The sequence below is a fragment of the Bifidobacterium mongoliense DSM 21395 genome (assembly GCF_000741285.1).
Taxonomy (GTDB): Bacteria; Actinomycetota; Actinomycetes; order Actinomycetales; family Bifidobacteriaceae; genus Bifidobacterium; species Bifidobacterium mongoliense.
In genome coordinates this window covers 1-12213 of sequence record NZ_JGZE01000012.1, presented here as the reverse complement: position 1 = coordinate 12213, position 12213 = coordinate 1, and the positions used below count along the sequence as shown (strand labels likewise).

At 63.2% G+C, this 12213-nt stretch carries 10 protein-coding genes; 2 read left to right on the top strand and 8 right to left on the bottom strand.

Translation table 11 applies throughout. The annotated features are described in order from the left end of the window. Window positions 1-351 precede the first annotated feature (351 nt). Window positions 352-744, bottom strand: a complete 393-nt coding sequence (locus BMON_RS05510; RefSeq protein WP_051917926.1) for a chorismate mutase — start codon at window positions 742-744, stop codon at window positions 352-354. 46 nt (window positions 745-790) lie between these two features. Continuing rightward, a complete protein-coding gene (locus tag BMON_RS05505; RefSeq protein ID WP_051917925.1) occupies window positions 791-1279 on the bottom strand; it encodes an Lrp/AsnC family transcriptional regulator in 489 nt (162 codons plus the stop codon). Window positions 1280-1741: 462 nt separating this feature from the next. On the opposite strand from BMON_RS05505, the gene BMON_RS10680 reads away from it, so the two are divergent. Both BMON_RS10680 and BMON_RS05500 read left to right on the top strand, forming a co-directional pair. Next, window positions 1742-2044: a pentapeptide repeat-containing protein gene (locus BMON_RS10680; RefSeq protein ID WP_420307693.1), complete on the top strand. Its 303-nt coding sequence runs from the start codon at window positions 1742-1744 to the stop codon at window positions 2042-2044. Continuing rightward, window positions 1930-3183 carry a pyridoxal phosphate-dependent aminotransferase gene (locus tag BMON_RS05500; protein WP_366915310.1) on the top strand — a complete coding sequence of 418 codons (1254 nt, stop codon included), beginning with the start codon at window positions 1930-1932 and terminating at the stop codon, window positions 3181-3183. Before BMON_RS10680 ends, BMON_RS05500 begins: the two co-directional genes overlap by 115 nt. Before the next feature lie 390 nt (window positions 3184-3573). Here the strand turns inward: BMON_RS05500 and rho are convergent, their stop codons facing one another. From rho to BMON_RS05470, 6 genes are all read right to left on the bottom strand, one after another. Continuing rightward, a complete protein-coding gene (gene rho, locus BMON_RS05495; RefSeq protein WP_033512803.1) occupies window positions 3574-5664 on the bottom strand; it encodes a transcription termination factor Rho in 2091 nt (696 codons plus the stop codon). A gap of 242 nt (window positions 5665-5906) precedes the next feature. Continuing rightward, window positions 5907-7538, bottom strand: coding sequence for an NAD(P)/FAD-dependent oxidoreductase (locus BMON_RS05490; protein WP_033512801.1), 1632 nt, complete (start codon window positions 7536-7538; stop codon window positions 5907-5909). 140 nt (window positions 7539-7678) lie between these two features. After that, a complete protein-coding gene (locus BMON_RS05485; protein WP_033512799.1) occupies window positions 7679-7993 on the bottom strand; it encodes a DUF2469 domain-containing protein in 315 nt (104 codons plus the stop codon). Between the two features lie 2 nt (window positions 7994-7995). Then, entirely contained in the window at window positions 7996-9255 is a 1260-nt protein-coding gene (locus BMON_RS05480; protein ID WP_033512797.1) for a GNAT family N-acetyltransferase, read from the bottom strand. A 413-nt stretch (window positions 9256-9668) separates the two neighbouring features. Next, complete coding sequence (gene gatB / locus BMON_RS05475) at window positions 9669-11168, bottom strand: Asp-tRNA(Asn)/Glu-tRNA(Gln) amidotransferase subunit GatB (RefSeq protein ID WP_033512796.1); 1500 nt, start codon at window positions 11166-11168, stop codon at window positions 9669-9671. Window positions 11169-11189: 21 nt separating this feature from the next. Continuing rightward, a partial coding sequence (locus BMON_RS05470) for an amidase family protein (RefSeq protein ID WP_034885332.1) occupies window positions 11190-12213 on the bottom strand: 1024 nt, incomplete at its 5' end.

Genomic DNA, 12213 nt, shown 5'->3' with positions numbered 1-12213 from the left:
TCCCGACTCGCCCGAGATTTGATAGACAAGTAGGGTGATAGCTTTTTCGAGTGGCGGAAAATGGCCCTTCGAAAAAGCTATCACCCTACTTGTCTATGTGAACCGGCGACTTATGTCAGTGAACCGTTGACCTATGTCACGCAACCGTCGAGTTGCGTCTGGCAACCGCCCATCCTTGTCACGCAACCATCGACTTACGTCAGTGAACCGACGACTTGCGTCAGCGAACCGCCCATCCTTGTCGGGATATCGCCAACTTGCGTCAATCAATCGTCTAGTTGCGTCACCAAACCATCGACTTGCACCACGCGTAAACCTCGAACATGGCCCGCGCAGCCAGTCGTTTAGGCTCTAGCGACCAACCCGTCCTTCGGCGATCTCCTGATGCCGGCGTTTGGCCTCACTGACGACGAACTCCATGTAACGCCGCGCGATGCCCGCATCCAACCCCGCATGCTCGGCCAGATCACGGAGTCGTGACGCCTGTTCCCGTTCACGTTCGGGGTCCTCGGGACCGAATCCGGCAGCCGCTTTCGCATGCCCTATCTCGTCCGTGGCTCGGAACCGTTCGGCCAGGATGGCCACCATCGCACCATCGAGATTGTCTATGGAGCCCCGCAACGTCTCGATCCGCTCGACCTCATGCTCGACTTTCGGATCCCGTCGCATCTGTGCGGCATCGATGACAGTGCCGGACCAGTCACCCTCGATATCGTCGTCGTGCGCTTCATTCTTCACATGCATGGACCCCACTGTATCGCCCGGCGACCCCACCGACCCCACAACGCGCTCACTTGCCGAAATAGGTCTTGAGGATCATCGTCGTCTCCGTGTTCACGGGCACCGTGCGATGAATGAGATTAAGCAGCTCCTCCAGCGCCGCAGGCGAAGCCACCCGCACGACCAATACGAAACTGGGAGCTCCGGCCACCGAATGGCAGGACATCACCCCGTCGAGGGTCTCCAGTCGCTCCGGAATCGTCGATTCCTGCGAATAATCGAGTGGCGTGACGGAGACAAACGCCCGGATGGGCAACCCGCGCCGTTCGTCATCAATCACGGCACGATACCGCATGATGACGCCTCGCCGTTCGAGTTTCTGCACCCTCGACTGCACCGCCGACACCGAAAGCTTCGATATCTCCGACAGATCGGACAGTGTGGCTCGGCCGTCGCGCTCGAGCGCATCGAGTATCACGGCGTCGGTTGCATCGATCTGTTCCGCATCGGCCGCGGCACGCCCCTGTGCCTTGCGAACTCGGGCTTCCCCATCCTTCATGCGGGCGTTCCTTTCGTATTGACTCGTATCGACTCGTATCGACCACAATCCCATGGTTCAAGAATTCTGATTCAAGGATACGTCGGTGACGCCCGTCACGCGATGCCTGTGCCCGCCAGAATCACGCACCACGAGTGCACCACAAGCCCACCAGGGGCCGCACCACCACGGTCCGTATCCCCCAAGGTCCGCGTCACCACCACGGCCGCACCACCGCTAGGGTCCGCGTCACCGCCGAGGCATGCACGCACCACCATGACACTCAGACAAGCAGAGGATCCTTACGCCGTATATTTTACCAATAGTTAATTTGTACAGAGTAATTTTTATGATGATTATCTATTACATACTCGATTCTTCCGAAAGTGACGACCATGGTTACTCCTCGCCTTCCTCAAGAGCGCCCGACCCCGCAGAGCTCGTCTCTACAAGGCATATCTCCGCAGGGCCCGTCTCTACAGCGTGCGTCTCCGCAGGGCATATCTCCGCAGGGCTCGTCTCCGCAGGGCTCGTCTCCGCAGGGCTCGTCTCCACAGGGCTCGTCCCCGCAGAGCCAGCCCCAGCTTCGCCTGCCCGAGCAGAACCAGCATGAGCAAAACCAGCCCAAGCATCGCCTATCCCAGAGTGCGCTCGATATCCCCCGTTCCGGCATCCGCGACGTCTTCGATCGCGTGGACGCAGTGCCCGACGCGATATCGCTGTGCGTCGGTGAACCGAGCGACACCGCAGCACCGCATATCGTGGAGGCCGCGTGCGCATCCATGAGGAACGGCCAGACGAAGTATACGAACATCCTCGGCATCGAGGAGTTCCGCACTGCGGTCGCGCGCTACAGCGCCGAGGTAAAAGGGCTGCGTTACGACCCACGAGCAGAGATCCAGGCGGTCGACGGCGCCACGATGGGGCTGTTCCTGGCCCTCAAGACGGTCGTGGGGCCCGGCGACGAAGTCATCATCCCCTCGCCCTTCTTCACGTCCTATGATGCCGAGGTGATGCTCTGCGGTGCCGACGTGATCACAGTGCCGCTGCGCGCGCAGCACCATATGCAACTCAACGCCGACGATATCGAGCGTGCGATCACACCACGCACGAAAGCGGTCATACTGAACTCCCCCGGCAATCCCTCGGGCGCTGTCACCCCTGCTGAGGAGTTGCGACGCATCGCGGCGGTGTGCATTCGGCATGATATCTGGGCGATATCGGATGAGGTATATCATCCCTACGTCTTCGGTTCCGCGGCGAACCCGGTCGTTCCGTCGGCGCAGGCGAACCCGGTCGTCCCGCCGCCACAAGAAGCAGCCTTGACCGCCGCCATGCCGGCAGCCCCGTCGATAGCCGGCATTCCGGGCATGAAGGAGCGCACGATCGTGGTGGAGAGTCTGTCGAAGACCTTCGCCATGACCGGTTGGCGCATCGGATACCTCCTCGCCCCCGACGCGGTCATCGAGCAGACGGCGAAGATCGCGGAGCTCATGCATTCCTCGGTGAACGCGACAGCGCAATACGGCGCGGTAGCGGCACTGACCGGGCCTCGCGACCATATCGAATCCATGCGCAGGCATTACGATCACAACCGGAGCATCGTCCTCAACGCGCTACGTGAGACGAACGGGCTCAACGCCATTGACCCCCAAGGGGCGTTCTACGCCTTCGTCGACATCCGCCGCACGGGTATGGACAGCGAGACCTTCAGCACGCGCCTGCTGCATGACGAACACGTCGCGGTAGTCCCCGGCAATGCCTTCGGCGCGGTAGGCGAGGGGTTCATCCGTCTGTCGTACGCCGGCGACACCCAGGAACTCACCGAGGCCATGATGCGGCTGCGACGATTTGCAGCCACGCATACACCACCGGTTTTCGCCCGGCACACCCGCGCCTTCCACCCAGTCGAGATGATGGCCTGAACGAATTCGACGGTACGGCCCCGCGAGCATCACCATGCATGCTCACGACACCATACCGTCGTCATCCACACCCGCGAGGTGCGGGTTTGGGGAGTTTGTCGGGGTGAATGTACAGGTTGCCGCGATCCCCGACCGCGAAGGACGGGTACTACGTAACCGCTGTCACTTCACGGATGCCCCTCGCCCGGGAAAGTGCAGGCGCACCAATCAGTCGAGTGCAGGCAGTTCCCGCCCCGCCGGCGATCCACCACCAACAGTCAGTGCGTCCTCAAGGTCAGCGAACTACGCCGTCGACCCGTCACCAGCCGTCAGTGCACTTCGCGGTTGAGTCATCCCCGCCGTCAGTACACTTCGCGGTCGGTTCACCCTCGTGGTCAGCGCACTGCGCCGTCAGTTCATCTTCATGTTGGTCGGCTGCACGATCGTACCCAGGAAGTCACGATTCGTGGGCGCCTTCTTCAGACGCGACACGAGCGTCTGGTAGGCCTGCTCCGGCTCGAGGCCGCCCAGCAGACGACGCAGACGGTAGACGATCATCAGTTCGTCGTTCGGCGTGATGAGCTCCTCGCGGCGCGTGCCCGAGGCGTTGATGTCGACCGCCGGGAAGAGGCGCTTGTCCGCCAGCTCACGGCTCAGGCGCAGCTCCATGTTGCCGGTGCCCTTGAACTCCTCGAAGATGACCTCGTCCATCTTGGACCCGGTCTCCACCAGCGCCGAGGAGATGATGGTCAGCGAGCCGCCGTTCTCGATGTTGCGGGCCGCGCCGAAGAACCGCTTCGGCGGGTACAGTGCCTGCGCGTCAACGCCACCGGACAGGATACGGCCCGATGCGGGGGCGGAGATGTTGTAGGCGCGTGCCAGACGCGTCATGGAGTCGAGCAGCACGACCACGTCCTGACCGAGTTCGACCAGACGCTTGGCGCGCTCGATGGCGAGCTCGGCGACCGTGGTGTGGTCCGAGGCCGGGCGGTCGAAGGTCGAGGAGATGACCTCGCCCTGCACCGTGCGCTCCATGTCGGTGACCTCTTCGGGCCGCTCGTCGACCAGCACGACCATGAGGTGGACCTCGGGGTTGTTCGTCGCGATGGCGTTGGCGATGTTCTGCAGCGTGATCGTCTTGCCGGCCTTCGGCGGGGAGACGATAAGTCCGCGCTGTCCCTTGCCGATGGGCGCGATGATATCGATGAGACGGCCGATGATCTTGTTCGGCGTGGTCTCCTGCTTGAGCCGCTCCTGCGGATACAACGGCGTGAGCTTCGAGAAGTGGGGTCGCGCGGAGGAATCCTCCACGCTCATGCCATTGATCGTGTCGATGGACTGCAACGGCACGAACTTCTGACGCTGGTTGCGTCGTTCGCCCTCACGGGGCGTGCGAATCGAGCCGTGCACGGCGTCGCCCTTGCGCAGACCGTAACGCTTGACCTGACCCATCGAGACATAGACGTCGTTCGGGCCGGGCAGATAGCCCGACGTACGCACGAAGGCATAGGAATCGAGCACGTCGACGATGCCGGCGACCGGCACGACATCCTCGGACTTCTCCTCGCGGCGGTTGTCACGACGTTCGTCGCGCATATCGCGCTCGTCGCGGTCCTCACGGTTGTCCCGATTGTCACGGTTGTTGTAGTCGCGATCCCTGCCACGGCCACGACGCTGATGACGATCGTCGCCACGTTCCCCGCGCTCGTGATCACGGTTGCGATTGCGTCGATTGAATTCGCGAGGCTGCCGTTCCTGGCCCTCCTGCTCGTCGTGAGCGTCGTCGCCGTCATGCTCGACAGGCAACGCGGCGAGGATGTCGCTCAAATCGCGGGTACCGGATTCGGAGCCTGCATGCGCGGCCTCGATACGACGGCGACGACGCGGCTGATCACGATCCATGGAATGCCCGCCCTCGCGGCGACGGATTCTCGTGGAACCGCCCTCATCGGTCGCGGGAACGTCGATATGCAGTTCGTCGAGCAGATTGGCTTCGGTCCCCTCGTCATGGCGATCGTCGCGGTCACGACGGTCATTACGGCGACGAGCGCCCGACCGGTCTCCAACGTGGCTCCGGCCCCTCTCGGCGGACGGCTGCTCGGTACGAGTGCGACGCTCGTTGCCATCACCGGGCGCCTCGAACGGCGTGCGATCGGCGGATGTCGCAGCCGCGGACTTCCCCGCGGAAACGGTGCCCATCGCACCGGCATGTGCACCGGCCAACGGTGACGACGAGGCTGCGGGCACGTCGCCCATCGCCTTCGTCACCGTGGTCGCCCCGGTGGTCGGTGATGCGTTCGTTGATGTGTTCGCCGCGACGGGAGCCGTCTTGGGCACGCGCACGCTGACTCCGGCCGGGGCCTCGCCACCGCTCCGGGCCGCCTGCAATGTGGCTACCAACGTGGATTTACGCATCGTCGACGTTCCACGCAGCCCCATGTGCTTGGCGAGCTCCTTGAGCTCAGGCAGCTTCATATCCTCAATATTCTGGCTTGTTGCCACTGGTGTTGCCTTCCCTTGGCCCAACGGGCATACCCGAGAGCTCTATGAAAAAGATGCGGAATAACCGCTATGAACGTTCAGAGCTTCAACCGCTAACTGAACGGTATCAAGTCTATAACGCGACGTGGACGGGCGCAACCCGGACGACGAGACCCCGCCCTGGCACTGCTGCCAAGACGGGGTCCGTGACCGTGCTCGTCGCCTCATCGACACGTGGCCGACCGACGACAAGCGGTTAACGCTTACTTCTTCTCTTGGTAAGACTTCTCGGTGTTCACCGACCACACGTTGCGCTTCGAGGTCTTGCAGTCCTTGATGTTGCCGACCGCCTCGATGGCGCTGGCCATCGAATGATCCTGGTTGTTGTACCGGTGCTGGCCGTTACGACCCACGCAATACAGGTTGCCGAAGGAGTCAAGGTACTCGGCGAGTTCGGGCATGCGATCGTAGGTGTCGAAGTAGGCGGGATACGCCTTCTTGACCAGTTCGCGATGGGAGTCGAGCACATCCTGCGGACCGTTGATGAGCCGCATACGCGTGAGTTCCTTGATCGCGAAGGCGGTGGCCTCCTCATCGTTCATCGTCCAGAACTCGTCGCCCTCCTGGCAGAAGTACTCGAGACCGACCCACACGGTGTTGTCGACGTCCTTGACCAGATACGGGCTCCAGTTGTTGAAGAGCTGCACACGACCGACCTTGTAACCCGGGTCCTGCACGTAGATCCAGCAATCCGGCACGATCGGCGGGTTGCCCAGCGTCGGGATGTCGGTGGTGTTGGTGATGCGCAGGCGCTTGACGAGCAGGCCGATGGTGATGAAGTCGCGGTAGGGCAGGCCGTTCGCCACGGTCACCATATCTTTCGGCACCGCCTTGGCCGCGCCGGCCTTGCCGGACTTCGCGGCGCGATCGTCGACCGGGGCGGCATCCATCGCGTTGAGCAGGTCCTTGAGCGGCATCGAGGAGATGAACTCGTCGGCCTTGAGCTCGGTGGACTTGCCCTTCGCATCGACATACCGCACGGCGCTGATGGTGCCGTGCTCACGCACGATCTCGGTGACCTTCGCATCGGTGATCACGGTGGCGCCCTGGTCCACGCACTGCTGTTCGACGGTTTCCCACAGCTGGCCCGGGCCGAGCTTGGGGTACCAGAATTCCTCGATAAGCGAGGTCTCGACCTGGCTGTTGTCGCGCTTCTTCGGCATGAGCTTAAGGAAGGCGTTCTTCAGCACGGCGACCACGTCGAGGCCCTTGACCCGCTGGGCGCCCCAATCGGCGGAGATCTCCTTCGGCGGGCGTCCCCATACCTTCGCGGTGTAGCCCTCGAAGAACATCGAGTAGAGCTTGCGGCCGAAGCGGTTGATGTAGAAGTTCTCGAGGTTGTCCTCGGGCAGCTTGTGCACCATCGAATACAGATAGCTGAATCCCACCTCCATGGTCAGCTTGAAGCCCAAGGCCTTGAGCAGGCCGGGGGTGAGCGAGATGGGGTAGTCGAGGAAGTGGTGGTTCCAGAAGATGCGGCTGACGCGGTGTCGCTTGAGCATCACCTTGTCCGTCTGCTCGGGATCCGGACCGCCGGGCTCGAGGTCGTGGTGACGGCCGAGCTTCTTGTCGTCGTACGAGGGTGCACCCTGCAGCGGCAGGATGTTCTTCCACCACCGCATGATGCGGTCGTCCTTCGAGAAGAAGCGGTGCCCGCCGATGTCCATGCGGTTGCCGTTGTGCTTCACGGTGCGGGAGATGCCACCGAATTCCTTGGTCGCCTCGAGCACGGTCACGTCATAGCGCTCGGCGCCGCCATCCTTCGTCAGTTCCCATGCGGCCGTCAGACCGGCGGGGCCACCACCGATGATCACGACAGATTGCTTCTGTGCCACTTGTCCTCCTCATACCACTCCACTGATATCCATCAGCGATTAATCAACAGTTATAGTAACAGTCACACGGCCCGCCACGATGCGGCGCCGTGCATATTCACGTACCCGCCCCAGAAACCCGCACGGGTGCGCCGCGTCGCCTACCCCAGCGTATCGGGGATATCGATATCCGACTTCTGCACTTCCTCGACGTTCACATCCTTGAACGTGACGATACGAACGTTCTTGACGAATCTCGAGGAACGGTACACGTCCCACACCCAGGCATCGGTAAGCTGGACGTCGAAGTAGACGTCCTGCCCGGCCGAACGGACGTTGAAATCCACTTTGTTGGCCAGATAGAACCGGCGTTCGGTCTCCACGACGTAGGTAAACAGCTTGATGACGTCGCGGTATTCCTTATAGAGCGCCAGCTCGGCATCGGTCTCGTAGTTGTCCAGATCCTCGGCCGCCATGGCTATTCCCCCTTACCGTTTCTGTGTCCGCGCCCGAAATTGCGCCACCACGCCTGCTTGGAGCGTTTCGGGGCGCTGGGGGCATACGGCCAGCTGTCCGGCTCGACCGGATCGGTACCGTCCGGCACCGTCAAAGCGGTCGAAGCGGAGCCCTCCGATTGACCACTCGACGGCTCCGCGGCCACCGCATGCGACGCCGCCGATACCGCCCCACCGTCACCACGCGTGCCGGCATCGACGTGTTCATCGCGCGGACCCACGCCCTGCACGTCCAGCCAGTCGAAGGACTCGGTGATATCGGACGATGTCGGATTCACCGAGACCCGCGGATCACCGTTTCCCGACACGCCACGACCGCTCTCCGGTGCCGCACCGTCTCCGACCGACCGGTCGGCCTGGACCCGCTGGCCATTCGAAGCGGCACCGTCGGGGATGACATCCCCGGTCCGCACGCCAAGCCGCTGCTCGATGGCCAACGAATGCTCGCGGGCGCTGAGCGCCTCACGCACACCGGGGTTGTGTTCAATGACATGCATGCCGAAGGCGTCGAGCGAACGAATCGGGTCGTACTCGTCGACCAGGGTGTCAAGCACGTTGAGATCCTGGTATTTGCCGTTCTCGGCGTCCCAGAGGGCGTCACGCGATATGCCGCTGTGCTCGAAGCCCAGCGATTGGTAGACGGAGAGGGAACGGGTGTTCTTCTCAGGCACGGCGACCCAGATACGGTGCATGCCCAGTCCCGATGGTTCGGGGGCGAAGCCGTAAGTCATGACCCGTGGCATGGCGTCACGGGAATAGCCGCGACCCCGGTAGTCCTTGCCCAGCACGACCTGGATGCGCGCCGAACGAGCCCACCCATCGATGTCGATGAGGAAGATCATGCCGATGACGCCATCGACCGGCGTGCTTCTGTCGTCATCGTCAACGCCACCCGACGTGCGTGCGGAGTCAACGATGATGGACCATGCGATGGTGCGACGGGATTCGGGATCGCCCACACCCGACTGATCCGCCGCCACGCCCTGACTCCAAGCAACAGAACGACGGACCCATGCCGCCACAGCGGCGCGTTCGGACTGCTCGTCCTTGCCAGTGATGCCGGAAGCATTGTAGAAGGCCTCGAGTCGATCGAGCTTGTGCAGATCGTCGAGACCCGCGGGCCGCAATTTGAGCATCTCCCCGTCGATCGGTGGAATGGTGAGCTGTTCAGGCAGCTCCCGAGATGCCGTCTCGTCAAGCGGGGGTTCGGACTTCCCAGTCATACGTCACATCCCTTGTCTCAGGTGTTCACCGTTATTCGCCACGTCACCATGCTACTCTGGCCACCTTAAATGGTGCTGTACGGTCACCGACCGGCGGCCGTGAGCATGAATGGACGCCTTCGAACATACGACCGCGCCCCAGCGGTGTCCGTAGTGTTCCGACGTCCGGGATTGATTCGACCAGTGGTTCGGGTCGATTCCGGACGTTCGCCAGGTGTTTCGGCGGTCGGAGCGTCGACACGCTGGGGCGCGGTTGTCAAGTGACGGCTTGGCGCCGGACGGTGTGCACGGTCGTACCAGTCGCGTACGGAAGTGTACGGACCGGTCGCACCGTCAGGCCTATGCGGCTAGGCCGCTAGGCCGCTAGGCCGCTAGGCCGCTAGGCCAGCTGTACCGCTAGGCCAGCTGGACCACTAGGCGCGGATGCGAGCCATGACGATCTTGGTGACCGCCTTGGCGTCCGCCTGGCCCCTCGTCGCGCGCATGACGGCGCCGATGATGGCACCCATGGGCTTCATGTTGCCGCTCTTGAGCTTCTCGACGACGTCGGGATTGGCGGCCATGGCATCGTCCACGGCCTTATCCAGCGCACCGTCGTCAGAGACCACCTGATAGCCGTGCTTCTTGACGACCTCATCCGGCGTCCCCTCCCCGGCGAGCACGCCGGCGATGGTCTGCTTGGCGAGCTTGTCGTTGAGCTTGCCCGCCACGACGAGCTTCTCGACCTGCGCCACATCCTGCGGCGTGATCGGCATCTCCTCGAGGGACAGGCCACGGGCGTTGGCCTCGCGTGAAAGCTCGCCCAGCCACCACTTCTTGGCGGCGCCGGCCTCGGCTCCCGCGTCGACGGTCTGCTCGACGAGATCGAGGGCGTCGGCGTTGAGCACGTCGCGCATCTCGAGGTCGCTGAAGCCCCATTCGGCCTGCAGACGCTTGCGTCGCTCGTGCGGCATCTCAGGCATCTGCTTGGCCATCTCCTCGATGTGCCCCTTGGTGACGTGCACCATGACCAGATCGGGATCGGGGAAATAGCGGTAATCGTTGGCGTCGGACTTCAGTCGGCCGCCGGCCGTGGTCTGCGAGGACTCGTCCCAGTGACGGGTCTCCTGCAGGATATCGAGGCCGTCCTCCAGCCTTGCGGCCTGACGGCGAATCTCGTATTGCAACGTGCGTTCGATGCCGCGGAACGAGTTGACGTTCTTGGTCTCGGAACGGATGCCCAGCGGATCGCCGGGGTGACGGCGCAGTGAGATGTTGACGTCGGCGCGCATATTGCCCTGCTCCATGCGGGCGTGCGAGATGTTGAGGGCACGCACGATGTCGCGGATCGCGCGCACATAGGCGCCGGCGATCTCCGGCACACGGGCTCCCGCGCCCTCGATCGGCTTGGTGACGATCTCGATCAGCGGCACTCCGGCGCGGTTGTAGTCGACCAGGGAATGGTCGGCGCCTTCGATGCGGCCGTCGGCACCACCGATATGCGTGTTCTTACCGGCATCGTCCTCGACGTGGGCGCGCTCGATCGGCACGCGGAAGATGCTGCCGTCCTCGAGCTCCACATCAAGGTAGCCTTCGCCGTTCAGCGGCTTGTCGTACTGCGAGATCTGATAGTCGCGGGGCATGTCGGGGTAGAAGTAGTTCTTGCGTGCGAACTGGCTCCACTCGGCGATCTTGCAGTGCAGGGCGAGGCCCAGCTTGATTGCGTAGTCGATGGCGGTCTTGTTGACCACCGGCAGCGACCCGGGCAGGCCCAGGCTCACCGGGGTCAGCTGCGTGTTCGGTTCGCCGCCGAACTCGCTGTGCGCGGGGCAGAAGAGCTTCGTGTTGGTGCTCAGCTCCACGTGCGTTTCCAAACCGAAGACCGGGTCGAACTTCTCGACGGCATCGGCGTATTTCATCAATTTCTCAGCCATGATATCAATCCTTCCGATGCGTTACTTGGCCAGCCAGGGGGTCTTGAGCGAACCCCAGATGGGCCCGCCACGACGCTCGTCGAGCGCCGCCTCAAGTGCGGCCGCGGGCTTGTACATCACATCGTCGCGCTTCTGGGGCGCGATGAACTGGAATCCGACGGGCAGCCCGTCGTCGCTCAGACCCGCGGGGATGCTCATGGCGGGGGTTCCGGCCATGTTCGCAGGAATGGTGTCGATGTCGTTCATGTACATGGCCAGCGGGTCGTCCATCTTGGCGCCGAACTTGAACGCCGTGGTGGGCGAAGTCGGGGAGACGAGCACATCGGCCTGTTCGAACGCCTTGTGGAAGTCCTCGATGATGAGCGTGCGGACCTTCTGCGCCGAGCCGTACCACGCGTCGTAGTACCCGGCGGACAGTGCATAGGTACCCAGGACGATGCGGCGCTTGACCTCGTCGCCGAAACCGGCCTCACGCGTGGCGGCCATCATGTTGGCGGCCGTCTGGGGCACACCGTCGGGCGGCATGACCCGCAGCCCGTACCGCATGCCGTCGTAGCGGGCGAGATTCGAGCTCACCTCGGAAGGCATGATGATGTAGTAGGCGCCGAGGGCGTACTCGAGGTGCGGGCAGGAGACCTCGACGATCTGCGCGCCCATGTCCTTGAGCAGGGCGACCGATTCGTCGAACCGCGCTTGGACGCCGGGCTGGTACCCGTCGCCGCTGAGTTCCTTGACCAGACCGATTCTCATGCCGCTGAGGTCGCGCTTGGCGCCCTCGCGTGCGGCGGCGACCATGGCCGGGACCTTCATGGGGATGGAGGTGGAGTCACGAACGTCGTGGCCGCCGATGACCTCCTGCAGCAGGGCCGCGTCGAGCACGGTGCGCGAGACGGGGCCGATCTGGTCGAGCGAGCTGGCCATGGCGATGGCGCCGAAACGCGAGACCGCACCATAGGTCGGCTTGACGCCGACGGTTCCGGTCAGAGCGCCGGGCTGACGGATCGAACCGCCGGTGTCGGTGCCGAGGGCCAGCGGCGCCTCGAAC

Coding starts and splice junctions, on each gene's coding strand:
- BMON_RS05480 (WP_033512797.1), bottom strand. CDS start 9,255: ATGACTGGGAAGTCCGAACCCCCGCTTGACGAGACGGCATCTCGGGAG.
- BMON_RS05485 (WP_033512799.1), bottom strand. CDS start 7,993: ATGGCGGCCGAGGATCTGGACAACTACGAGACCGATGCCGAGCTGGCG.
- BMON_RS05510 (WP_051917926.1), bottom strand. CDS start 744: ATGCATGTGAAGAATGAAGCGCACGACGACGATATCGAGGGTGACTGG.
- gatB (WP_033512796.1), bottom strand. CDS start 11,168: ATGGCTGAGAAATTGATGAAATACGCCGATGCCGTCGAGAAGTTCGAC.
- BMON_RS05505 (WP_051917925.1), bottom strand. CDS start 1,279: ATGAAGGATGGGGAAGCCCGAGTTCGCAAGGCACAGGGGCGTGCCGCG.